Raw genomic sequence first — 24,939 nt, 5'->3', positions numbered from 1 at the left:
TCCTCTCCTCTTGATGTAAAGTTTTATAGAATTGGTTCGTGCACACCTTTAGTTTTTATATCACCGTAGCAATACGTGCCTTCATAGAATTCCCTACGGTCTAATATTCGTTTTACTTGCATCTTCGTAAATTTTTTCCGCTGTTGAGTGTGATACCCTTCAGCATTTAATTGAGAAGCCAATTCAGATAAAGACCATTTAGGAAAATTCCCTTTTAGCTCAAATAATCGTTTAATAACCAACGATTCCTCATGATTTATCTCAAGAAACTTTTGCCCCTTTTTCGCTCTATAACCGAAAGCGGCTCTCCCTCCAGCATATTTCCCTTGTCTCGCCTTCATATTTCTTCCACGACCTAGCTTCATAGCTATTTCCATACGTTGATACTCGTCCAATAACTCCATTAATCCATTTACTAGAAAATCGTTTGGGTCTTTCTTATAAATGCTATAATTAGGCTGTTCGATACTTTTAACGTCTACTCCATACCTTTTTTTAGCTCTCGATGAACTAAAACTTTAACAATATCAGAACGCCATAGGCGGTTAGTATTTAAGACAATTACGAAATCTACCTTGGAAGTAGAAATTTTCGTCAGCATATCTTGAAAGCCTTCTCTTTCTACCTCTAAGGCTTCTTCATCTATTTTTGCTCCACTTATTCCAGCATCAATAAAGCACTCTAGCAAATTCCATCCTTTCTTTTCACAGAATGACTTTATTTCATCCTTTTGATAGGTAAGGCTATAACCATCTTTTACTTGCCCAAGTGTAGAAACCCGAATATACCCTATTACGTTCACCGTTTTTCCTCCTAGCGTAACGAAAATTCTAATTATCGTAACGTTTTAAAAAAATAATTACCTTTATTTGGTAATTATTTACTAGGCAAGCATATTACGCTTTTACGTATAATTACAACCCTAAGTTGTGCTAATTTTCTACTTGAGGTATTTTTACAGGGTATTATGAATTTCAATATTCTAATTTGGGCTTAGGTTTTGGTTTTTAAAGGAATATAGATTAGTCCTTTTAAATAAAAGAGCACAGGCATATTCACAATTCCCTCTTAATCCATCAATTTTAGGTTTTAAAACATTGTAGCTAAGTCGATTTCTTCTTTAGGCTCCATAATCTTAAAGGTCTGAACCTCAATATAGTTGAGAAACTCAACAGAAAACCTCCTACCGTCTACCTTTTTTAATCCTCCCTCAATATCACCTAAATATTCCATTATCTCAAAATAGTTACCTCTGATAATCTTTGGCTTTATTAAATTATTACTTTGCAAATACAGTCGTTTGCCGAATGATCGTTCATCCGCTTTAAATTCACTTAAGTTTTTAATTAAATATTTTTTTAACTTGGCATATCTATCAACAATTTGTTGAGAATGAATCATTTTTACATTGACTATTCCATGCCCCCATATATTTTGAAAAATACCGTTTCTTAATTCTTCCGCTGGTATATCAGGTATATCCATCAAAACATGGAAATGAATCGTTCCTCGTTTTTGAAAGGAACGCACTCCCAAGTATTTAAAATCGGAATATCTATCACGCATACGCTTAATCCAGTTTTCAAAATCCCGACCTGCTTCATCTAGCGACACCTCCTCTTTTCCATAAGTCAATGTCACATACTTATCTCCTACTTTAAAGTTCATATCCATCAAATCGCTAAATACTTCGATTTCCTTCATTTTAAGGTTCCGAGCTTTAGGGGTTTTTATCGTCCTTTTCCCATTTTCTTTATCCCCCGCTCCGTTATTTCCCAAAATAGCCACTTGAATCATTTTCTCTAAAGCAGAAAATCCAGAGTTTCCCTTTATCTCCTTAATTTCCGCTTTCCGTTCAGCCTTCGTTTTTCGAGAACTTCCTCTTTTCCTAATCTCCTTTCCATAACGCTTTATTTTGATGTAGCTTTCTATCCACTTCATCTCGCAATCATATCCGTCCATATTCTTCCTCCTAAGTCCATAGCTCCCCTCTGGGGCGTTCGATATAAATAAACCAAGGAAGGACAAATTCACACCGTGAATTTTCGTGAATTAAAAATAAATGTGATTGGCGATTTAAAATGCGGATATTTCACATGAATAGAGCGGATTAGGGTTTCTATTACATTTCAAAATAAAACAGCCCCTACAGAGCGATTTTTGGACGATAAACCGTCCTTTTCGCCAGTAAGGGCTTGGGTGGGCAGATTTATATTTAGATTAGAGGGAAAGTATCCATCAGACTTTTATATTAGGGAACAAACAAGTAAATATAAACTATAAACTAGGACGGAGCGAAGCGAAGTCCTCCGAGCGTAGCGAGGAGTAAGGTCAGTTATCTCTTGGATTTTCATATAAAGGAAGCGTCCTCTGTACGAGGGCATGACTTCCCCATTAATTAAGAAGTAGAAGCTTCAGCTTCGCTGAAGAGTTTATTCCCTCACTTAACACTCTGGAATTTTCTAGGCTCCTCATTCTCCCATTTAGTTCCTCCCTTCACATTATCTTTCGAGTTTCGTCGTATTTATTTAGTTTAGTAAGGAGAATGATATTCAGATGTATATTTCTTTCTACTTCTTAATATCCGCCTATATTTTAACTAAAACTTTAAAGTAATAAAGAACACAAGAGTTTCTTGGATGCTTTATTTCTCTAAAGTATCGTAAATTCCCTCCTTTTTCCCATACACATGTGAAGATTACAGGAATCTTTATAGGCACGATCATATAGGTTGCTCATTTTCAATTTTAGATATTGCCGTAACTCCTTATCCTCGTTTCAAAAATGGTTTCGTGCGTTTTAAATAGGGTAATTTCCCATTCTAGTTTTATCTCTGCTAATCTATCATTATTAATACGTTAAAAGCCCCCTGGGTGATTTCTGGAAGTCTAGCAACCAGTTATCATCCAAGGGGCTTAAATTAATTTTTTGGTTTCGGATATTTCCTTATCAGCATATCATCTTTATCTCCATAGTCCAGATATTCCTTTATTTTTTCGTATCGGAACTCCCTTTTAGCAAGTTCATTCTGGCTAATTACTCGTATATCACCTATTCCCATATTTATCGGGTAGCCCATACGCTTCGCAAGAGCGGCAACCTCATTAAGGGTTTTCTCTAAGGCGAGTACTGACGGGTCATCAGTCCCAATATAGAGAATCAGCTTATATTCGTCTTTATAACGTTTAATAATTTGCCAATCTTCCATGTTAGGTTCACCTTACTTTCCTTTATCATCGATTAATTTAATCAGACCCTTTTTAATAATTACAAATCCTCTCTGTTCCCAATGCTTCACAAACTTTTCAGTACAGGTTATCTCCACACAGCTACTTTCATTCCTCATTACAAATCCTTCTCTTTCACTTCTTAAATCATCATAAGCGTTTTTCACATTTTCACTACTTTCTATCCATTTTTACTAGACTTTTTCTCTGCTCCGCAGATAAGGCTTCGCCAATTAGTTTCCGAGAGAACTATATATATTTATTAAAATAACCTTCTATTCCTTTGCACCATATTCCTCTAAATACTTTAAAATTCCCTTATCCCCATTTTCACGGGCAATCTTTAAAGGAGTCACACCCTCACTAGTTTTAACGTTCGGATTAGCTCCTGCATCTAATAAAATTTTTACTATATCATCATTATTAGAACGGATAGCCCACAATAACGGTGGTTCTCCCATCTCTTTATATATGTTTGGGTCGGCGCCTTGATTTAATAATTCCCTTACAAGGTCACTATTCCCCTCCCCAGAAGCTCTAGCAAGTTTGGTTACACCGTAGTCATCAGTAGCATTAATATTATTGGAATTTCCAGAGACAACATTATTTTCTTGCGTATCACTTTCCTCATTCGAAACAATATTTCCCGTTTCTGTATTTGAATTAGACCCATTTGAGGAACCAGCATTCTTTTTGATTTTATCCTTAGCATTCATTAAAACAGTAGCTGAAAGGTTATCTAAGGAAGTCGGTGGGAAGAAGTCTACAACTAAATTATCAACTTCAAACTTAGTTTCCTTTGGGGTGATTCCTTTCTTGAGGCTTATTTCACTATCAACATACTGATTAGTTATCCACTTAATCGCTTCTAAACTACTTTCCTTATTCAGCAAAACTCCCAAAAGAGCGGCAATATTTCCTCTTCCCATTCCATAATTTTCACTATCATAGGAAATATCAATCATAGCTCCTGTCATCTTATCTGGGTTTTTTCCTTCTAATTGAATAGAATACCCAGGTGCTACAAGATGAACAAAGAATAATTTATCTGGATTAGCTTCTTGCAAGCCTAATAATTTAGATTGCTTAATAAACGCCTTTATTGAATCGCCCGATACTCCCATAACAACAGATTCACTTTTACCACCACTAGAATTCGTAAATTTAGCGCTCTTTGAACTTAAATTAACATTCTGACACCCTACTAACAAAAATACTATTAGTAAAGCTAACTTTAAATATCTCACTATTACCCCTCCATATCCCCATATAGATACATTTTTTTATACTCTTTCCATGCAAATACTTTGTTAATTCAGACTCTTCACGAACCCAAAAAGTCCATATGAGAGAACTATTTACTTTTATTAAAGTAACTCTAATTCGGTACGCAATAGCGTACCACCTATATTTTTAGTATATGGTAACTTTTTCAATATAGTCAATATGATAGATTGTAGGGAGAAATATGGCGAGAAAAGTCGAGGTAAAAATTCATAAACTAGCCAATCAAAGAGGAATTTCATTAAGAGAATTATCTCGTTTAACCGATATACGCCATGCTGCTTTAAGCGAATTAGCTAATCAAAAGAGACAAAATATAAACTTTAGCCATATCGAAAGAATCGCTGATGCTTTAGAGCTAGATGATATTAGAGAAATCATCGACCTCATAAAAATTAAAGACAAATAAAGTCGCCCCAAGTGATGGGACGACTTTATTTGTCATGTTAACTCTTGATCATTTTCTCAGACTATTTTTGTTTAGCTGCTACTATTTATATGTGATACTAAATACTTTTACATTATCTAATTGAAGCTGTATATTCTTCTTCAAGAATCTTATCAAATACATGCTCTAGATACACTGCTAAGTTCTTAAACATTACTTGAATATCATCATTTGACATTGTTACATCAAAGTAATGAACACTTTTTTGTAAAATTTCTACTTTATTTGTTGCTTCTTTACGTCCTTTCTGAATATGTTTTACAAATAATTTAGTATCGGTCTGTTCAATTTTCCCGCAACAGTAATCTATAAATCCTTGTAATGATTTACTTTTAATATCTATAGAGTGATTATCTTCCTTTAAAACTTTAGAAGCATATAGTCTGAATGTGTATTCTAAAAACATTCGGCTTACTATATTTAGAAATGGTGAGTACTTTCCGTTTTTATTTTCATAAGTAAGAAAGTACAATAAAGACTTTATTTTATCAGAATGCTCAAATTGCAGATTTTCATAATATTTTTTATAGAATGTTTCTGAAAGAACAGTCTGTTGTTTAGGCACTATAAAGGGTGCCTTCATTGCCTTTATTACAATTTTTAAGCTATCTTGCCAGTAAGTATATTCAAAGGTATTATCCATATAATACTTGAAAGTAATACTATATTCCCCTGGTATATTATCTGGTTGGATTATTCCATTAACTAAAACTAAATCTGAACATTCTATTCGTAGCAATTGAGGTTCAAACAAATCTTTGTGCTCTATTTCTATTTTTTCATTTAAATCTATTGTTTGATTAGTGTAGTAAAATTTATTTTCATCTTTTTTTAATGATATCTTTAAAGATTTAACTTGTTGATTATTCCCCTTTTTAATGCCTACTCCATCACTTTCTTTTAAGTTAATACCGCTACTCTTTATTCCATCAATTAATAGTCCCTCATCTTGTTCTTCCTTTGGTTTATTATCATGATGGGAAACAGTAGTAACTTCTTCTTTACGTTTTATCGAACTATTTGTATCCTCTTCTTTTTCTTTAATTAAAGGGAGAAAAAAATCTTCTATTTCCCTCGCTTTATTAAACAAACGTGTTAGGGATAGTCCATTTCTATTACTTTCCTCAATCGCTTTATCAATTAAAAAGTTAATTTTTATTATTTTGTTCTTATCTATATTGGAAAATTCCTCATCTATACCCAATGCCTTTTTAATTTCTCTATTATTAAAGAACCTTCTGATTGTTGTATAACTTATCTTTTGAGTTATATCTTCATTTAGAAATTTTTCATTTTGATCTGCAATTACTAGTTCTATTGGACTCTTCTTTTTGCGTCTACTCTCAAAAACACCTTTTTCTTTAGAGGACCATGCTTTTAATCCTCTACCTTTATCTTCGCCAGAGTGAGTACGTTCCATAATTAACAATGCTTCTTCTTCAGAAGTAATATAACAATTTATTTTATTAGAGTAATTTGCTTTATCCTCTTTCTTTAAGTTCTCAATTCTCTGCATTAACGATTTATCTATGGAAGTTAGTATTTCTGGGTTATTTAGAAATTTAAGACAAGCAACTCTTCTATTACCTTCATAAACAATGTATTTCCCTTTGTTAGGGTCATAGACTAAGACAGGTAGATTAGAACCTAATAAACCATTTTCATAAATATCTTTCGCTAAATTATACATATATTGGGAACCAACTTTATTAACTAACTTTTTTATTGTATCAATCTCGTTTGATCCCACATCATGTCTAGGATTTTCTACATAATTCATTATTTCGGAAATATCTATTATTTTGTATTGGTTCAAAGAACTCATAGTATCACCTCAGCTCCAGTTATTATTTTTAAATAATCACTTTCATTATTTAAACGATTTATTTTTTTAGAAAAGAACATAAACTCTAAACCATTCTTTTTCTCTTGTAATGTATAAGATAAGTTAAAAGTAATTTGTTCGAACTTGGAATACAACTCTTGAATTTCCCTAGCTGTATCATATGTAACTATCCATTTACGATTATTCATTAAATGAATTATAATTTTAGCTAAATTTTCATGATCACCGTGTGAGTAAAAATTAGTGTACAACCCTTGTCCTTTTTTATAATAAGGTGGATCAAAAAATGTAAATGAATTTCTCGTCTTAACTATAACTGATTCAATAAAATCCATAGCATCTAAATTATATAAATCAATTGATTGTTTATATTTTGATATTTTTACTATCTTTTTAATTAAATCCTCTTTATTAAACCTACAATCTATTAAGTAGGTACCGTTTTGCCCCAATCCACCAATTGGACCAGCTTTATCAATAATTCCCGACCTATTAGTTCTATTTAAAAAAAATGTAGAAAAACCAACTAATAATGGATCATTTTCATATACATTTTCTCTAATTCTTTTTTGATTATGCCACTCTTCGATTGTTACTGGTGTATTTTCAATCAACCTTATAAAAGCTTCAGTATGATTCAAGACACTATTCCAAAAGCAATATATCGAGTAGTCATAGTCATTTATAATAATCCGTTTGACTATACCATTAAATAAAAGGGCAAATGAAATAGCAGAACCCCCAGCAAAAGGTTCGATGTATGTAGAAGATTTATTATTATTAACTAAATTACTAATAAAAGGATATATCTTATACTTTCCTCCAGGGTACCTCAGAGGAGATGGATTCAACAATTGTTTCACTTCTTTCTATACTTAAAACTTTTTGTGTTAGTTACAAATAGTATAACATTTTCAACAAAATTAGAATATAATGTCAAGATATAAAAAAATGGGGCAATTAGCCCCTGTTATATTTAAATTATTATTTCAAACTTCCGCTTTACTATCACTTGTGATACGGTTCACCACTATTAATGCTGAACTACATCCTCCACAATCTGGACCTTATATGCAAAATGAGATTGTTTTATTAGCAATTACTAATCCAAAGATTATTACCAAATGATCAATTTGAGGTCTATCAACTACTAAAATCTATCATTTAATCACCTCAAACTATGTTTCGCTAAAAGTTAGTGTGTATTAATTAACATACTGAAACTCTTCTCAATTGTTTCGTCTTTTCGAAGCATCGAAATCGTCTATGTCTAGCTGTAAAATCATATAATTGCTTTTAAAAAATCAAGGAAATAAACCACTTTTTTGATTACAGGATAGGTTTCCATTGAAACAGTCCGAAACGGGAAAGAAACGGACCGAATCAGGACTATATACCTGGTGAATTTATCATTCAAAAAGAAAAGCCCGGTGCATTCACCAGGCCATTTTTTTATAAGGATAGCTTTTTCCCCACAATCTTTCCCTTTTCTCGTCCCCCATGAAAAGGTGCAAAAATCACTTCAAACTGAAAGTCAGCAGGTTTCAGAAGATATTCTGCAAATGGACGTGGTCCACAGCTGTTGCTGCCAATACCATTTACTTGATGATCAATATTCAACGTGATAAAATCACGCTTTTTCAATTGATAGTTATGCTTGGCCGTATCGATATCCCCCTTCGTATAAAATGAAGCACTAAAATTCATCGTTTGTTTGGAGGCCGCTGCCAAACCAAAATGCAGCCCATTATGAAAGCTTGCCCACTTTACATCACTGCGGTTTCCATTTTCCTGCGGATACTCATAGTGGAAGAATAAATCCTCTACCTTCATATCGTAATGACCTATTTTACATGCGAGCTTGCTGTCGGGATAGCTTTCCCACGGACCTCTACCGTACCAGTCCACAGAATCTAGCTCATTCGGGATTCTCATTTCTAATCCGACCTTTGGCCATGTATCCGGAAGCTTGCCGTATGGGTTGCCTTCTACATATAAATGAACTTCACCGTTTCCAAGAATGGTATATTCATAGACCGCATTTACACCCCAATCCTTCACAAGCGGCGCAATATTAGCCTCGACTTTTACACGGACAGTTGATTCATCCACTTGCTTCCATGTAATATTTCGTGTATCCTGCTCCAACATATGGAGATAGCTTTCCTTCCACTCTTTTACGATATACATTTCATTATCCGTCATCGCACGCCAGAAATTGAGCTTCGGACCTTCCTCCATTACGGTTTGGCCGCTTGAAGTCCAGGAAGTGATGGAGCCCGTTACCTTTGAAAATTCAATCGCGAAATCCTGCCCGTTAATTAGAATATCCGCAGCAGTTTCCTCCACATTAACCGGTGCCATCCAAGCTATTCGGACATCCTCCTTCTCACTTGTTTGAGCAGGAACAGTAAACTGCCCCCATGCGAGCTCATGCCCTTTTTTCGCCCATGACACATCCTTCTTTAAAGTAAAGGATAGATTTAGTTGATAGTCTTTTTCCTCCACTAGATTGCTGGTTTGATATGGAATGGTTATCACACTAGACTCACCAGCAGGAATAGGAGGCAACGCCAATTCACCCGCTTCGAGAAACTCTCCGTCAGCCCATAGACTCCAGCCGCAATCCAAATGCTCCAGCCCAATAAAATCATAGCGATTATGGATTTCCACTTTTCCAGCTTCTATATCAACAGCGGTTGCCACAACTGGTTCTATCACTTTTTTCAACTGATACAGACCTGGTGATGGCTTGCGATCCGGATCCACCAATCCATCCATACAGAAGTTACTGTTATTCGGTTCATCCCCGAAGTCACCCCCATATGCGAAAAATTCCTGACCGTCCTCCGTGTATTGCCGTAATCCATGGTCGACCCATTCCCAAACGAATCCGCCCTGCAGACGCTTATATTTATAAAATGCATCCCAGTATTCTTTTAATCCGCCGGGGCCATTCCCCATTGCATGGGCGTACTCACATAAAATATGCGGTTTTTCCCAATTTTCCTGTATCGCAAATTCGATAATCCTCTCAACGGAGGAATACATCGTGCTAAAAATATCCGCTGCCTTTGTTTCGCGGTCTCCTTCATAATGAACGATTCTTGTATCATCCAGCTCCTTGCAGCGTTTATACATTGCTTCGAAATTACAGCCGAATCCTGACTCGTTTCCGAGCGACCACATGATAATACTTGGATGATTTTTATCCCTTTCAATCATGCGCTCCGCTCGATCCACATAAGCAGCTTCCCAGCTTGGGTCATTGCTTAAACGGTCAGCGTCGCCGATGATTTCAAAGCCATGACACTCCAAATCTGTTTCCGCAATGACATATAATCCGTATTCATCACAAAGATCATAGAATCGCGAATCGTTTGGATAATGTGCTGTACGAACGGCATTGATGTTATGCTGCTTCATCATGATGATGTCCTTTTTCATCAACTCATAGGAAACGGTTCTGCCCGTATCAGGATCATGATCGTGTCGGTTAACCCCTTTAAACATCACGGTTTTGCCATTCACCTTTAAATTACCATCCTTAATTTCAATCGAACGGAAGCCAATTCGGAATGAAACTGCCTCTATAACTGCACCCTCATCATTTTTCAAAGTAAGAAGAAGCGTGTAGAGATACGGATTTTCCGCAGACCATTTCTGTGGCGACGTAATCCTTTTTTCCAAGCTGTCCTGTCCAGAAAAATCCCCCTCAGCGATGCATTCATTTTTATCCAAAAGTTTGTACGCTAATGAATATTCCGAACCTTTCACTCGCACTCGTACCTTTAAAAGAGCATCCTCATAATCATCATCTAATTCTGTCGTTACATACACATCCTCGATATGTACCTTCGGAAGCGAAACCAAGGAAACATCACGGAAAATACCGCTCAACCACCACATATCCTGATCTTCAATATAGGAACCATCACTCCACCCATGCACTTGAACAGCAATTTTATTTTCCCCTTCTTTAAGATGGGAAGTAATGTCGAACTCTGATGTCAGGCGACTTCCTTGGCTGTAACCCACTTCCAACCCATTCACCCAGACATGAAAAGCACTATCAACGCCGTCAAAGCGTAAATGAATCTCTCTCCCATCCCAATCTTTTGGAATAAAAAAGCTTCGTACATAGCAGCCAGTCGGATTTTTCTCCGGTACATGCGGAGGATTAATCGGGAATGGATAGTATAAATCCGTATAATGAGGCTTCCCGTAACCCTGCAACTGCCAAAGTCCCGGCACTTGGATGTCATCCCAATTGGAAGAATCATAGCTTTCCAGATAAAAATCCTGCGGCACCAATACTGGATGCTCTGCGAAAAAAAACTTCCATGTTCCATTTAATAATTGAACAGAAGATGGCTCAGACAATGCTTCCTCTTCCGTACGAAATGAAACAAAATGGGATCTTGCATCTAATCGATTGCGATGCAGCAAGTTTTGATTTCGAATATCGTCTTTTGTAAATGTCATCATTGTCACCTCAAAATCATTATTCTTTTACAGAACCACCAAGGATTCCTGAGATAAAATGCTTTTGCAAAAGCAAGAAAAAAATCATAATCGGAATGGTCGATAAAGTTGTTCCGAGCATTAGCTGTCCATAATCAATTCGGGCTAAACCGATGATGCTGGATAAAGCAACCGGCAAAGTAAAAATTTCTTTCGAATTTAACGTTATCAGCGGCCAGATTAAACTGTTCCATTGGGACATAAATAAAAAAATTGCAACGGCAGCAAGTGCAGGCCGCATAACCGGCAATACAACCGTAAAGAAAATCCGTATTTCTCCCGCCCCATCCACGCGTGATGCTTCAATAATGGAATCTGGAACCGCCTTCATATTTTGCCGCATTAAATAAATGGCAAATGGAGATGCAAGACTTGGGACGATAATCGCTTGATAGGTGTTTAACCAATTCAATGACACCATCATATTAAATAATGGGATTAAAGTCACCTGGTATGGGATCATTAACGAGCACAAAATGATAAAGAACACGAAATTCTTCCCTTTAAAGCGGAACTTTGCAAATGAGTAACCTGCCATGGAACAAATCAGGGTGCTTAAGACCGTATAGACAACCGCAATAAACAAAGAATTCCACATGATTTTTACCATACCTAATGACTCATTTAACGTATGAAAGTTCTCCCCTAATGTGGAGCCCGGAAGAAGCTTTGGCGGAATACTGAAAATTTCCCCCGACTTATGGGTAGAGCCTATCACCATCCAATAAAATGGTCCAATGGATAATATGACCCCTACTATCAGAATCGCATATATTCCTATTTTTTGAGATGGAAATCGAGTCGTTTTCATTCGTCCAGATCACCTACCCACTTCATTTGCACCCAAGAGATGATGGCAATAATAAAGACAAGCACATAGGCGATTGCAGATGCATAGCCAAATTCAAAATACTTAAAGCCGGTTTGATACAAATACAAGGTGATGGTTGTGGTCGCACTATTTGGGCCGCCTTGTGTTAAAATAAACGGTTCATCGAATAATTGCAGTGTTCCAATTGTCGACATCACTACAGTAAAAATAAACACAGGCTTTAATTGGGGAACGGTTATCATGAAAAACTGGCGAATTTTCCCCGCCCCGTCCATACTTGCTGCTTCATATAACTCTCCTGGGATATTTTGAAGTCCCGCTAGAAAAATCACCATATTGTATCCGGTCCATCTCCACGTCATGACGATAATAATCGAAACCTTTGCCCAAAATGGACTTGTCATCCAATGAATGGGACTGATACCGATTTTACTTAAAAAATAGTTTACGAGACCGAAATGTTCGTCAAGCATGATCATAAAAACGATTGACGCCGCCACTAAAGCTGTTATCGCCGGCATAAAAAAGGCGATTCGGAAAAATGCTTTCGCTTTTACCATTGACGAATGGAGGCCTACGGCGATTAATAAAGAAATGGAAAGCATAATCGGCACTTGAACAATTAAAATTTGAAAAGTATTCAAAAGCGATTTATAAAATACAGGATCATGGAATAATCTCGTATAGTTTGAGAGTCCAACAAAGGTTGTCTCCACCCCGCGGACTTCCTGAAAGCTCAAAATAAACGATGAGATGACCGGATAGATGGTAAAAATAATGATTAATAGTAAGGCTGGTGCTAAAAAAACATATGGCGCACTTTTGGGTGAAATCCTTAATAGATTTCGAAATTCCCATTTTGGCACTGCTTGTTTTGCTGAGTGTGTTTTTGTGATATTTTCCGGTTGAAGCATTTAATCACTCCCCTGATTAAATGGAATAGAATGCCCTGCTCAATGGGCGAATTCTTCTTATTTTTATTTGTGCATTTCGTTTTCTATCTGCTTTTTCGCCTTTTCCAATGCTTCCTTCATTGGCTTATGCTCCAGTAAAATTGCTGCCTGCGTGTTACTCATTAATTCACTTGTCTTCGCATAGTTCTCATCTAAATACACTTTCGGAACCTTGTTTACGATATCGGCAAATTTTTTAAAGATTGGTTGATTATTAAAGTAAGCATTATTTTCACTGAACACAGGTGCATTGTACGTTTCTTTTAGAGATGGGAATAATCCGTATTTTTCAAAACCGGTAAGCTGTGCTTTTTCGTTGGTCGTAAAATATTTAACAAAGGCATAGGCTGTCGCTTGATTTTTGCTTGTAGCCGGAATCAGCAACGAGGATCCGCCAGTGTTAGCATATCTTGTCCCTTCCTCTGTAAAGCCTGGCAGGTAAAATACATCCCATTTTCCTTTCAATTTCGGAGCTTGGTCCATGATGGTTCCCGCATACCAAACACCATAAGGAACCGTTGCCACACTGCCATTGACAGTCGCGGTGACAATTCCGTCCCAGCCATTATTATTCAAGACAAGCCCATTATCATATAGCTTTTTTATAACCTCAAAAGCTCTGACAGATTCGTCTGAATCGATTTTGATGTTTCCGTCTTTATCAAAATAAGAAGTACCCTGTTCCTGCATCATTAAATGATACACGCCATCATATTTTGAAATGTCGATTGGAAGCATTTTCGCTCCGGTAGCGGCTTTGATCTTTTTTCCAGCTTCGACATAGTCATCCCAAGTCTTAATAGATTCCGGATCCACACCGGCTTTTGGAAATAATCCACACGATAAAAAATCCCTGCTGGACCGATATCCCAAGGAGCGGCAAAAAAATCACCATTTTTATCTGTAACGGATGCTACTTTCGCGGGGTTAAAGGAATCCTTAAATTCAGCGTATCCTTGTTTACTTAAATCTAAGAAACTGTTAGGAAATTGATGCAGATAGCCGGGGATTCGCTCATCCTCCATGAGGACAACATCCGGCAGACCAGAACCCCTTGCTGCAAGTCCCACTGTTAATTTGTCATATAAATCAGAGCTATTAAAATCCTCTACCTTCACCTTTACTCCAGGGTATTTCTCTTCAAAATCCTTTGCTGCCAGCTTCATCGTTGCCGCTGCGACATCCCATCCCCAGACGGTAATCGTTCCCGATGGTTTCCCGTTTTTAGCATTTCCATTCGTTTCAGTAGATTTATTGGAGCAAGCCGACAATAAAAGAAGAACAACGACTAACAATAGTGACATGCACTTTCTCATTTCAATCCCCCATTTTTTCGTTTTAAAAAAGCTCATTCGTATCCGACTTGTTATTGGCATGTTCTAGTAAACTTTTACTTTCTGCAAACTTCTCCCCCTCCTTTATAAATAGCCATTTCGCAAACATAGTTTAGTGAAATTTTTACTAAACATTTAACATGCAAAAATCGTGCCAAAATGAAATTATTCTATTCTTAGCTTCAACTGAAATAAGAAGTAGGTGAGAATATTGATATGGAAGAAGAGTTGGAGCTTACTAATTTACAACTGTCTGTTCTAAACAAAGTCATTAACTTTTGACAATTCTGACAAAGTACATGTCAATTCTGAACTATTTTAAAAACCCCAAATGGGAGGGATAGAGGGACCGGTCCGCTTATCTCCTGGCCAATGGGGAGATAGACCATATGAGTAGACGGAGGGTCAGCCCCTTATCCTACTAAAGAGTTTCCCGCAATCAAAAACACACTCGATGTCCAGGTAAATGCAGGGTCCCGCAGTCCTTCGCCAGTTAAGGCATTATAATTTTCTGCCATACCATATTGATTGGCCATCCGGCAGAACTTTTCCGCAGTCTTTTGTGCTAATTCGATGTCTCCACAAGCCTTTAATCCATCCATTAACAGCATCGTTGATGGTGCCCAAATTGGTCCGCGCCAATATCCATCCGGACGGTAATATGGACTGTCGACACTTTCGGTAGCAAATCCGTGATCTGTTAAAAATTTATTTCCATTCACCAATCCGTCTAGCAATACTTTTTGTTGGAAACTTGTTAACCTATCTCCTAAAAGAAGCGGAATATATAATAATAGACTTTGAACTTTAATAGGTTCATGTGTACTGGATAGACATGCTTTGAACCCAGCCCCCGTCCAAAAATGCTCCATCATTTTGGAAAAAGTTTGGTCTGCTCTTCTTTTCCAAACGCTAGACTCTTCTTTTTTCCCCAGTCGTTCCGCTATGGATGCTAATACGTCCATTTGGATGATTAAAAATGCTGATAGATCCGGTGTTTCTACAGGAATTCCCTTAGAAAACACGGTGCTGTTGTCCCAGCCGCTATCATTGCCATGATTGTACTGAGGAATTCCGTCCCCATCATCATCACGATAGGTAAACCACCAATTGGTCCATCGCTCCAGTGGCCCGTATATTTCTGCTAATTTATCGTTATCAATATAAGAGGATTGCTCCATCATCCACCTTAATGTCCATCCATGAATCGGCGGTTTGCAGCAATTCCACAATCCAGATTTATTATTAAGAAAATCTGGCAAGGCGCCGCTTTCATCCTGCTGATCGAAAAAAATGCAGTATTGGTCCCATGCAAGCTCAGGTTGCTGCTTGATTAATGCCATCGCGTTGAAGCAATGATCCCAGCTCCAAATATTGGTCATCCAGTTTTTCGACATATACATGGCTGGTCTAGTTAAAAGTCCATCCGGCTTCACCACGCATGACCATGTAATATAGGTTGCCATATCGAATCCGTGCTGATATTCTCCCGGAACTTTTAGCGAATTTTCCTGCCATGAATGGAATTCATCCTGTACTTCCTTCACACACGACTCAAAACTGGCTTCTAAATTCTTGTCCCTCTCAAAAACAATGTGGTAATCCGAAATCGCCAGTTCCGCGATGCCTGTTTCCTCTTCTACATCACATCGAATCGATATATGCTTGCTTTTATCAACCTCAAATGGAGCATCGACCTTTAAATTCCCCTTAAGAGGAATAATCCTAAAGCGGCGCTCTTGAATAAAACTGTTTATCTCCCATGTCCCGTCAGGAAAAGGGAGTGCATAATCATATGCACCGGTTAGTGCAGTAAGCTGAATGCCGACCCCATTGGCTCTCAATCGAATCGTAGAGTCTGAACTAAAACAGCATTCCACTCGCCCGCCGCTTTTCACATTCAGACTCAGCACCTCAGGAGAGAACCCCACCTCATAATCAAGAGCCTGATCAGCATGAAGTAAATCCAGCTTGAATATCGCACCGCTCTTCTCATCTCCGCCCCGTATATGGCGAATATATAAAGACTTCGCATCATGATTGCGACGAAAAACTGGTGAAATCACCATAAAAGATCCATATCGACTGAATGGAATCTTCATCTCCTCTACCTTCATTTGCAATCCCTCCTTTGGTGTCATTTTAGTGTCAGGCACCCTCTGTGGACATTTTGCAGTTTTGTCCGTGTATCGAGGACAAATAGAAAATGTACACCAGGAGCGTACATTTTCCCAATTTGTCCACGAGTGGTGCCTGACACCATTATTGACACCACATTATTTTAAGCCGGTTGATTGGACGCCATTGACGATTTGTCTTTGAGCCAAGAAGAATAGGATTAATGGCGGTAAGCTAATCAGGAAAGTTACAGCCATTATTCCATTCATGTCGACATCATGTACACCTTTAAATTGGGCAAGGCCGAGTGTTAAGGTGTACTTGCTTTGGTCGTTCAAGAAAATCAGCGGTCCTAAGTAGTCGTTCCAGCTTGATAAAATATTGAAAACTCCAATCAGCACGATCACCGGCCACATCAATGGCAAGTATATCTTATAGTAAATTTGAAATGCATTTGCCCCGTCCATTCTCGCTGCTTCATCCAGCTCTTTCGGTATAGACATGATGAACTGGCGCAATAAAAAGATATAAAAGGCAGAACCGAACCAAGATGGAACAATCAGTGATTTTAACGTGTTAATCCATCCAAAAAAGTTGAATTCCATGTATAACGGAATCATCGTCACTTCCCAAGGAATCATCATCGTTGCCAGCAAAATGATGAAGAGAATATCTCTTCCTTTAAATTTGAAGCGCGCAAATCCATAAGCAATTAATGTCGATGAAAAAATTTGCCCGATTGTCGTCAGAACTGTCACGATAATGCTGTTCATCAAAAACAGATTGAACGGCTGGCTATTCCACGCCTTTATAAAATTATCAAAATGCCAATGATACGGCAGAAGCTTCGGCGGGAACTGATAAAGCTCATTCGGCGCCTTCAAGGACGAAGTGATCATCCAGAAAAAGGGGGCAAGAAATAAAAGAGACAACACGATTAATAAACCATAAATAAAACCTTTCCTCATTCCTTTTTGTACTCTCATTAAGGCACCTCCTTTACTTCTTTTTGTTTTTCACTTCATTTTCGTAATACACCCATGCACCGGATGTTTTGAAAACAAGCAGGGTTAACAGCAATACAATCAAGAACATAAACCACGAATTGGCTGAGGAATACCCCATTTTAAAGTACTTAAACGCATTTTCATAAGCGTACATCGCGTAAAAATATGTGGACTGCAGCGGTCCTCCGCCCGTCAAAACAAGTGCAAGTGTCAGCTGTTGGAAAGCACTGATAATCGTGGTAATGATATTAAATAATAATGTCGGTGTTAACAGCGGCAAGGTTATTTTAAAAAACATATAGATTTTACCTGCGCCATCTATTTCCGCTGCTTCATACAAATCTTTCGGAATATTTTTCAATCCGGCAAGGAAGATCAGCATCATCGTTCCTTGTCCCCAGAGGCTCGCGATGACCATTGCTCCTAATGCCCAGCTTGTATCATTTAACCAATCCGGACCCGTAATCCCGAATAACGACAAAATATAGTTCAAAATTCCATATTCCCCGTTGTACACCCAGCCCCAAATCATTGCGAGCGCAACACCGGAGATGACGGAAGGCACATAGAAAAACGTTCGAAACAAAGAGCTTCCTTTTACCTTATGATTTAATAAAATCGCCAAAACTAAGGCGAGAATAATGTTTAACGGAACAAACAAAATAGCAAACTTCACAGTCACCCAAAGGGAATGCCAGAATAACGGGTCATCCGTAAACATGGTTTTATAATTATCAAATCCAATAAATTTCTTCGGCCCGACAATCGGCCAATCAAAAAAGCTGATGATAAGCGAAAAAATCAGTGGCCCTAATGTAAAAAGCAAAAAACCAATAATCCACGGCGAGATAAATAAATATGGGACCACATTGCCCCGTTGTCGCTTCTTTTTTAATGGAATAGAGGAATGAACTGGTGCAACACTTACATTTGTTTTCATAATGACCTCCTCTTATAAGAAAAGCGGAAGCGCCTTGCTCATCGGCGTACGGATTTCGTAGTCGCAGGCTCGAGATAAAGGAAACACAGTGAGGTAGTTCACGAACAAGTGAAAATAGTACTACCATTTTCAACTGATGTTGACTTATCGTAGGGAGGAGACTACGAAACCCGCTAGCCGATATCTGCTTACGCTAGACAAGATTAAACTTGTTAAATTATTTAGATGTTGAAAAATTTTATACTTTCTTATCCCTTAAGAAATGCCCATCCGCCTTGCTCATCTGCGTACAAATTTCGTCGTCTTCGACGCAAGTTATAGGAAACACAGCGAGGTAGTTTACGAGTCGATGCCGCTAACCGTAGGCGTATTAAACTGGTTAAACTTAAAAAAATTACGGGAACGATTGTCTAAAACCACCGCCCCGCCAAATCTCCAATCCATCTTACTGTGACACGTATTTTTCCGAATCCTTCACCGCTTTATCAAAAAGTGGCTGTGCTTTTTGTCCGAGCATTACCGCATTGATCGCAGCAGGCAGGTTACGATTAATTTCACTCCAGTTTTTATTTAATAAAAAGGCAGGTGTATCCGACGCTTTTTCTAGCATGGTGTAGAAAGGTTTGTACAATGGATCGTCCATGACTTTCGTTTCTTCCACGACACTTTTTCTGACTGGGAGGTCTGCTGTTCTCATCTTAATCGCCTTATCAGACGAGAAGAACTTCACAAATTTCCAGGCTAAATCCTTTTGTTTAGAATCCTTGGCAATAGAAATGGAGGACGATGAAATAAGTCCTTTTACTGGTTTGGAACCAAATGCTGGCATTTCAACGGTTCCAAAATCAACCCCAGCATCTTTAAAGCCTTGGATCGGCCAAATTCCGCTTACATACATGCCAAGCTTTCCGGATTTAAAAATATCGCTGCCGCTTTGTTGATTTTTCCCGCCGACTAACACAGCCATTCCGTCCTTTACCATGTCACCGTACATTTGAATGTCCTCAACCGTTTCAGGACTGTTCATGACACCATTCACTTTCTTCCCATCATTACTGATGAAGCTTCCGCCATTACTCCAAACGAGCCCCTGCAAATCGTACGTATCAGGCTCCGCCGTTACCCCAAAGCCATATTGCTTCTTGCTTTTATCTGTCAGCTTTTTCGCAATGGCTTTGAAATCATCCCATGTCCAGCCCTCTTTTGGATATGGAATGTTATATTTATCGAACAACTTTTTGTTGTAATACACGACCATGGTAGAGAACCCTGCCGGCATTCCATATAGCTGTCCATTCACTTTTGAATAATTAAATAGTCCATCATAAAAGTCGTCCATTTTTAAGTCAGCATCTTTTTTCACATATGCATCAAGCGGTTCAAGGGATTGATAATAGGTCGAAAAGTCCCACATATACATCACATCCGGCGGGTTTTTTGCGCCAAATGAAGCGGCAAGCTTTTGATCGAAGCCATCCCCATATGCTTCCACTTGCACCTTTACACCTTTGTTTTCCTTTTCAAATTCCTTTGCAATATCCTGTTGAATTTTTAATGTATCCCCGGTATCCCAAGTTGCAAAGCGGAGAACGGTTTTTCCATCTTGTTTACCGTCACCGGAAGAACTGCTGGAGCATGCACTCATTACAAGCACTACTGCTGCCACTAATACCGAAAGCCACCATTTCTTTCTCCTCATAGGACCCCTCTTTTCTGTTTTGTGTTGGCTGACCAAGCTTTTTTGAAAAGACTTTTTTTCGTAAAATGTTGCTAACCGAAAATTCAAGATGCAGCAACAAAAGATATAGAAAAAAGCCTTTACAAAAAATTTAACCGCTTTCATTGTATCGTGAATGAAAGCGGTTAAACACTTCTATTTGTTTGGAGTTTTGTGTTATTTTATATCATCAAAAAAGGGTATTGTCATTTTGTTTGAAATTTTTCGTCATTTTGTTTTACCCTATACTGCGAAGGTGTCATGCCTGTACACCGTTTAAACCATTTACTAAAGTATTTAGCATCCTGCATGCCAATTTGTTCTCCTATCTCTTGCAGATGAATAGAAGATAATTTTAATAATTGCTTGGTGAGCTGCAATCTTTTTTTCTCGATAAAGGAATGAATGCTGATACCTAGCGTTTTTTTAAATAAGGTGCTTAAATGGCTTCTGCTCATGCCAACATGATCTGCTATATCCGCTACCGTCATCGGAAAGGAAAGATGGGAAACAATATATTCAACTGCTGATAATATCGTCTTTGGGTATTCATGGAAATCATGATTTTGGAGCTGAGCATGATTTAATGCCATGACAGCTTTCATCCAATCCCGCACACCTTGAAGTGGCCCCGTCCTTATCCAATCCAATTCAGAATGCTCTATCTTAACCTCCGACAAAATATGGAGTATTTGATTATGGAATGCATTCTCTATAAAAAAATACGAAATATCCGTTCCGAGATTCACCAGGCTGGACTGCGCATTTTTTGGAAAAGGCTCATACTGCACTGAAGAAAAGTTTCGAATGAGATAGACATAATAAGGCTGTTGCATCCATTTCCAATCCTTTGTTAGGCGCTCCTCCAAAAGCTTTTCGAAATTATTCCGGTATCCGCTCAGCCACAAGAGAAAGCACTCTTGAAAAGGAGATGGTTCTTCCGAAACGGCTCCTGTTATTTCCTGTTGAAAGCGGCTTAAAAAGTGGTCTAGTTCCTGATCATCGAATACGGTTTTCAGCAAGTATCCAGATGCACCCAGCTTCAACCCTTCCTGTGCATACTCAAAATCCTTATGGCAGCTGAGTAAAAGAATTTTCGTTTTCGGAGAATGTGCTTTTATCTTCCGCGAAAATTCCAGCCCATTTTCCTCCGGCATCACAATATCCGTAATCACCACTTCCGGTTCGTGGATTAGAAATTCCTCCCACCCGCGCTTACCATTCGGAGCATCTCCTACAACCATCATGTTGTATTTTCCCCAATCGACCGTTGCCTTTAATCCGCGGCGGACAATTGTGTCATCATCTACAATCAGTACTTTAATTGGCTTTTTTGCAGTCATGTTCCCCCACCCACCTTTTTGGCCATGAAATCGAAATCGTTGAACCTTTTCCTAGAACGGAATCGGCTTGAATAAGAAACTCTTTTCCAAAATGAATATAAAACTTCTGCTTTACATTGTGTAAGCCTATTCCCCCGCGGCGTGCTTTCCCATCTGGCCGTCTGAATAGTGCTTGCAGCTTCTCCACCGGCATCCCTTTGCCATTATCCGTTAAATTCATTTGAAAATACTGATCCGTCTCTTTCATCTCCAACACTATTTCTCCTTTTCCATCCTCAAAGGCATGAAAAAAAATATTTTCCAGCATCGGCTGCAGCGTCATTCGCGGGATGAGTCCATTTTGCAGCCTGTCCTCCATCTCCAATTGAAAGGTAAAATTAGGGCCATACCGCTGTTCTTGAATAATGAAATAATGCTGAATAGATTCCAGTTCTTCTTTTATCGGTACTAATTCAATGGTAAAATTCAAATTTCCCTCGAGCACCTTCGTCAAATGAAAAAGCATTTTTCCAATTTCTTCGTTTCCATCGATTCGCGCCTTCCATTGAATCGTATTAAGCGTATTAAAAAGCAGATGCGGGTTAATTTGATAATGAACCGCCTTCATTTCCGCCTCGCGTTTCGTCGCTTCCTTCTCTTTCACTTCCTCCATCAGTTGCTTGATTTTATCCACCATCCGGTTAAAATGGGTGCTGAGTCTCCCAATTTCATCCTTCGTCTGCTCTACTATTTTTGTATCAAAAATCCCTTTACTAACCTCATCTATTGCAAACTTCAGTTTTAAAATTCGATTTGTAAATTGATTGGAAAATAGATAGGATAGAATGAGAGCCAGAATAAAAGCAATCCAAACCCCAATCGTGATAATTTTAAAAATAACTCTGGAAGATTGAAAGAATTCATCGCGCGGAATACGGATCTCGATATCCCAGTTATTCGTTCGTGTATCTTGAGTCCAAACAATATCATCTTTTCGATCCTTTTCACTGCTTTTCGTCTTATACAGCAATTCCCCTGTTTCACTGTGAATCGCAATTCTGGAGTGCAGATCATTTTCCAACAGTTTCATCAGGTTAAATAAATCGTCCACATCTGTCTCTATTAGTAGATAACTATTATTTAATACTCCGTATGAAAACTTAAGCGGGACTATCAAACCAATGACTTTATGGGGATTGTTATTTTTATAATGAGTTGGAGTATAAATACCGATTTCCGTGTCTCCGCTTACGATAGCCTTTTTCCAAATAGCAAGCTTCTTGAATTGGTCCAGCTTAAAATCATAATCCCCATAATAATAGCCGGAGGATGTAATCAAATAAATCCCACGGATATTCGACTTTTTGTGGGCTTGCATTAATCGTTCGAGATTATTTACTATTTTAAAATCAGAATATGTTTGCGGTACTTGATGCTTCAGATTAATAGATGTACTGTCTGAAACATACTGTTTAATAGTAGATGCCCCGTAATACATATCGCCTAAAGTCTGATCCAGCTGTGTTTTAATTTTTTCACCAGCAAAATGGTTATAGTTCGAGAGTTTCCCATTCACGACTTTCGAGGACTGTTCATAAGCAATCATCCCCAAGGTTAGCAGAGGAAGCAAAGCCACAATCAGAAACATAATGAACAGCTTTTTTTGGGTACTGAGATGATTCGTGAACACGGAAAGCCCCCCTGGTGAAAAATAATTTTGCATTGGTAATTGAAAAGTGTAAATCTTCTAAAATATTATATCGTATTTTCCCAATAATAAAAGACTTGGATTAAGAGGGTTCCAAGTCTTCCGTTTCAGCTATTTTTTATCAGGAATTTCACACTTTCCGTCTGCACAATACGGATCATTCGATTCATTCTTGTCTTCATTTAAAATAGTAAAAGAGCTTTCTTCTTCGCTTGCTTTTTGTAACGCGTTTAAAAATACCCCAATTGGTTGCGCTCCGGAAACAGCGTACTTTCGATTGATCACAAAGAATGGTACTCCTTGGATACCAAGCGAACCGGCTTCTTGTTCGTCCGTGCGAACCTCATATGAGAATTCATCGCTATTTAGCATTTCACGCGCTTTTTCAGGATCTAAACCGACTTCAGCGGCCAATGCTGTCAATGTTTCATGTTCCCCAATATGTTTAGATTCCGTAAAATAAGCTTTAAATAAACGTTCCGCCATTTCTGTCATTTTCCCATGCTGTGCAGCAAAATGGGTTAAACGATGGGCATCAAACGTATTCGTTGGTTTCATCGTATCGAAATGATAGGTTAAACCGACCTCCGCCGCTCTCTGAGCAACATTAGCATTCATTTCCTTTGCTTGTTCCACGCTCATTCCATATTTCGCCGCCAGCAACTGGTGCATATCTTCGTCATAATGCACTTTAGCATTCGGATCCAGCTCAAAGCTCTTAAAGACAATTTCCACATTCGCCTTCCCGCCAAACTGATTCAATGCCTCCTCAAAATGACGCTTCCCTATATAACAAAACGGACAAACAAAGTCCGACCATACTTCTACTCTCATCTTAAAACCTCCATCATTTTTTATTACTTCATTATTATCCTACACAGAAGGAAATACAAATATTATGTCTCCAAAACTGGGTAACAAGTTTTGGACAACATACTGCCGCTTGATTATTGTGGTTCTTGCCAACTATTTGGGCAGGTCTTTTTCTGCTTTCTACTTTATGTTCAGTGGGATCTCTCAATATTTCGGCGTTCTCTCCACTTTTTTCGGCAGTTCTTAATAGAGTTTCGGTATTCCGCTTAAGCTGCGGCCAATGTTATTCAGTGACCAAACAAAAAAGCCGATGAACACTCATCGACTTTCATTCTTATTCCTTAAAATGACAAACCTCTAACGGATTTCCTTCTAAATCTTGAAACTTGAACCACTTAACACTGCCTTCATCCTGGATCGGTTCCACATTCACTTGACAATCTACTAAATGTCGATGAGCCTTTTCCACTTCAGGTGTGAAGAAATTGAACGTTATATGACTTTTTGCGTTATGAAGCTCTTTTGCTGACTTTCTTACTAATGTTAAAGGTGTTTCACCAATATTTAATGCAGCATATCCAGAAATGTCATCCTTCCAACGGACCGTGAAACCAAGCACATCGCAATACCAATCTACTGCCCTGTCAAAATCCTTCACCGGTAAAAAAACAGTATCAATTCTTTTAAACAAATTGGACATTTTGATCTCCTTTAAAAGTTGATTTCCTCATAGTTTCGACGTCATATCGCATTTTCCTGCTAAAATTTGCTGAATAGGTGAAGGGCACTTTATTTATTCGGAGATTTTTATGAATGTGTGGAACTTTCTAGGAGAAGGATGAAAATCGGAATCGGTTTGTGGACAT

At 38.1% G+C, this 24,939-nt stretch carries 18 protein-coding genes and 2 pseudogenes; 1 reads left to right on the top strand and 19 read right to left on the bottom strand.

The features are described 5' to 3' along the window. Positions 1–23: 23 nt before the first annotated feature. The 5 genes and pseudogenes from NSQ59_RS04160 to NSQ59_RS04140 all read right to left on the bottom strand — a co-directional run bounded on the left by NSQ59_RS04160 (position 24) and on the right by NSQ59_RS04140 (position 4,474). Positions 24–802, bottom strand: a pseudogene (locus NSQ59_RS04160) (recombinase family protein). 287 nt (positions 803–1,089) lie between these two features. Beyond that, entirely contained in the window at positions 1,090–1,962 is an 873-nt protein-coding gene (locus NSQ59_RS04155; RefSeq protein ID WP_340829479.1) for a rolling circle replication-associated protein, read from the bottom strand. 958 nt (positions 1,963–2,920) lie between these two features. Continuing rightward, positions 2,921–3,208 (bottom strand): hypothetical protein, encoded by a 288-nt coding sequence (locus NSQ59_RS04150; RefSeq protein WP_307152388.1) that lies wholly within the window; start codon positions 3,206–3,208, stop codon positions 2,921–2,923. 12 nt (positions 3,209–3,220) lie between these two features. Further along, positions 3,221–3,346 carry a hypothetical protein gene (locus NSQ59_RS04145; protein ID WP_307152389.1) on the bottom strand — a complete coding sequence of 42 codons (126 nt, stop codon included), beginning with the start codon at positions 3,344–3,346 and terminating at the stop codon, positions 3,221–3,223. Positions 3,347–3,502: 156 nt separating this feature from the next. Continuing rightward, the gene (locus tag NSQ59_RS04140) at positions 3,503–4,474 is read right to left on the bottom strand and encodes an ankyrin repeat domain-containing protein (protein WP_126649698.1); all 972 of its coding nucleotides are present in this window, start codon (positions 4,472–4,474) and stop codon (positions 3,503–3,505) included. A gap of 221 nt (positions 4,475–4,695) precedes the next feature. Between NSQ59_RS04140 and NSQ59_RS04135 the strand changes: the two genes are divergently transcribed. After that, entirely contained in the window at positions 4,696–4,920 is a 225-nt protein-coding gene (locus tag NSQ59_RS04135) for a helix-turn-helix domain-containing protein (RefSeq protein WP_126649699.1), read from the top strand. 112 nt (positions 4,921–5,032) lie between these two features. Here NSQ59_RS04135 and NSQ59_RS04130 read toward each other — a convergent pair whose 3' ends face one another. The 14 genes and pseudogenes from NSQ59_RS04130 to NSQ59_RS04065 all read right to left on the bottom strand — a co-directional run bounded on the left by NSQ59_RS04130 (position 5,033) and on the right by NSQ59_RS04065 (position 24,773). Further along, on the bottom strand, positions 5,033–6,784 hold the full coding sequence (locus NSQ59_RS04130) for a hypothetical protein (protein WP_126649701.1): 1,752 nt from the start codon (positions 6,782–6,784) through the stop codon (positions 5,033–5,035). Next, positions 6,781–7,656, bottom strand: a complete 876-nt coding sequence (locus NSQ59_RS04125; protein ID WP_126649726.1) for a DNA adenine methylase — start codon at positions 7,654–7,656, stop codon at positions 6,781–6,783. The genes NSQ59_RS04130 and NSQ59_RS04125 overlap by 4 nt, the downstream gene beginning before the upstream one ends. A 601-nt stretch (positions 7,657–8,257) precedes the next feature. Further along, complete coding sequence (gene ebgA, locus NSQ59_RS04120; RefSeq protein WP_340829470.1) at positions 8,258–11,290, bottom strand: beta-galactosidase subunit alpha; 3,033 nt, start codon at positions 11,288–11,290, stop codon at positions 8,258–8,260. A gap of 19 nt (positions 11,291–11,309) precedes the next feature. Continuing rightward, on the bottom strand, positions 11,310–12,140 hold the full coding sequence (locus tag NSQ59_RS04115; protein ID WP_340829468.1) for a carbohydrate ABC transporter permease: 831 nt from the start codon (positions 12,138–12,140) through the stop codon (positions 11,310–11,312). Continuing rightward, complete coding sequence (locus tag NSQ59_RS04110; protein WP_340829466.1) at positions 12,137–13,075, bottom strand: carbohydrate ABC transporter permease; 939 nt, start codon at positions 13,073–13,075, stop codon at positions 12,137–12,139. Before NSQ59_RS04110 ends, NSQ59_RS04115 begins: the two co-directional genes overlap by 4 nt. Positions 13,076–13,138: 63 nt before the next feature. After that, positions 13,139–14,280: pseudogene (locus tag NSQ59_RS04105) on the bottom strand (ABC transporter substrate-binding protein). A gap of 581 nt (positions 14,281–14,861) precedes the next feature. Next, a complete protein-coding gene (locus NSQ59_RS04100; RefSeq protein WP_340829464.1) occupies positions 14,862–16,565 on the bottom strand; it encodes an amylo-alpha-1,6-glucosidase in 1,704 nt (567 codons plus the stop codon). A gap of 159 nt (positions 16,566–16,724) precedes the next feature. Then, positions 16,725–17,552 (bottom strand): carbohydrate ABC transporter permease, encoded by an 828-nt coding sequence (locus NSQ59_RS04095; RefSeq protein WP_340829462.1) that lies wholly within the window; start codon positions 17,550–17,552, stop codon positions 16,725–16,727. Between the two features lie 13 nt (positions 17,553–17,565). Continuing rightward, positions 17,566–18,513 (bottom strand): carbohydrate ABC transporter permease, encoded by a 948-nt coding sequence (locus NSQ59_RS04090; protein ID WP_340829460.1) that lies wholly within the window; start codon positions 18,511–18,513, stop codon positions 17,566–17,568. 445 nt (positions 18,514–18,958) lie between these two features. After that, positions 18,959–20,212, bottom strand: coding sequence for an ABC transporter substrate-binding protein (locus NSQ59_RS04085; protein WP_445669196.1), 1,254 nt, complete (start codon positions 20,210–20,212; stop codon positions 18,959–18,961). 224 nt (positions 20,213–20,436) lie between these two features. Further along, positions 20,437–21,573 carry a response regulator transcription factor gene (locus NSQ59_RS04080; RefSeq protein ID WP_340829458.1) on the bottom strand — a complete coding sequence of 379 codons (1,137 nt, stop codon included), beginning with the start codon at positions 21,571–21,573 and terminating at the stop codon, positions 20,437–20,439. Next, complete coding sequence (locus tag NSQ59_RS04075; protein WP_340829455.1) at positions 21,551–23,242, bottom strand: sensor histidine kinase; 1,692 nt, start codon at positions 23,240–23,242, stop codon at positions 21,551–21,553. The genes NSQ59_RS04080 and NSQ59_RS04075 overlap by 23 nt, the downstream gene beginning before the upstream one ends. A 129-nt stretch (positions 23,243–23,371) precedes the next feature. Continuing rightward, entirely contained in the window at positions 23,372–24,094 is a 723-nt protein-coding gene (locus tag NSQ59_RS04070) for a DsbA family oxidoreductase (RefSeq protein ID WP_340829454.1), read from the bottom strand. 313 nt (positions 24,095–24,407) lie between these two features. Next, positions 24,408–24,773, bottom strand: coding sequence for a VOC family protein (locus NSQ59_RS04065; RefSeq protein ID WP_340829451.1), 366 nt, complete (start codon positions 24,771–24,773; stop codon positions 24,408–24,410). Between the last annotated feature and the right edge of the window lie 166 nt (positions 24,774–24,939).

Source organism: Margalitia sp. FSL K6-0131 (assembly GCF_038008735.1).
GTDB classification, from domain to species: Bacteria; Bacillota; Bacilli; order Bacillales; family Bacillaceae_C; genus Margalitia; species Margalitia shackletonii.
The sequence above is the reverse complement of the archived record's forward strand: the minus strand, read 5'-3'. Positions and strand labels throughout refer to the sequence as shown.

Bases quoted from the DNA above. Each gene is read 5' to 3' on its own strand.
- NSQ59_RS04155 (WP_340829479.1), bottom strand. From the start codon at position 1,962: ATGGACGGATATGATTGCGAGATGAAGTGGATAGAAAGCTACATCAAA.
- NSQ59_RS04150 (WP_307152388.1), bottom strand. From the start codon at position 3,208: ATGGAAGATTGGCAAATTATTAAACGTTATAAAGACGAATATAAGCTG.
- NSQ59_RS04145 (WP_307152389.1), bottom strand. From the start codon at position 3,346: ATGAGGAATGAAAGTAGCTGTGTGGAGATAACCTGTACTGAAAAGTTT.
- NSQ59_RS04135 (WP_126649699.1), top strand. From the start codon at position 4,696: ATGGCGAGAAAAGTCGAGGTAAAAATTCATAAACTAGCCAATCAAAGA.
- NSQ59_RS04130 (WP_126649701.1), bottom strand. From the start codon at position 6,784: ATGAGTTCTTTGAACCAATACAAAATAATAGATATTTCCGAAATAATG.
- ebgA (WP_340829470.1), bottom strand. From the start codon at position 11,290: ATGACATTTACAAAAGACGATATTCGAAATCAAAACTTGCTGCATCGC.
- NSQ59_RS04115 (WP_340829468.1), bottom strand. From the start codon at position 12,140: ATGAAAACGACTCGATTTCCATCTCAAAAAATAGGAATATATGCGATT.
- NSQ59_RS04110 (WP_340829466.1), bottom strand. From the start codon at position 13,075: ATGCTTCAACCGGAAAATATCACAAAAACACACTCAGCAAAACAAGCA.
- NSQ59_RS04100 (WP_340829464.1), bottom strand. From the start codon at position 16,565: ATGAAGGTAGAGGAGATGAAGATTCCATTCAGTCGATATGGATCTTTT.
- NSQ59_RS04095 (WP_340829462.1), bottom strand. From the start codon at position 17,552: ATGAGAGTACAAAAAGGAATGAGGAAAGGTTTTATTTATGGTTTATTA.
- NSQ59_RS04090 (WP_340829460.1), bottom strand. From the start codon at position 18,513: ATGAAAACAAATGTAAGTGTTGCACCAGTTCATTCCTCTATTCCATTA.
- NSQ59_RS04085 (WP_445669196.1), bottom strand. From the start codon at position 20,212: ATGAGGAGAAAGAAATGGTGGCTTTCGGTATTAGTGGCAGCAGTAGTG.
- NSQ59_RS04080 (WP_340829458.1), bottom strand. From the start codon at position 21,573: ATGACTGCAAAAAAGCCAATTAAAGTACTGATTGTAGATGATGACACA.
- NSQ59_RS04070 (WP_340829454.1), bottom strand. From the start codon at position 24,094: ATGAGAGTAGAAGTATGGTCGGACTTTGTTTGTCCGTTTTGTTATATA.
- NSQ59_RS04065 (WP_340829451.1), bottom strand. From the start codon at position 24,773: ATGTCCAATTTGTTTAAAAGAATTGATACTGTTTTTTTACCGGTGAAG.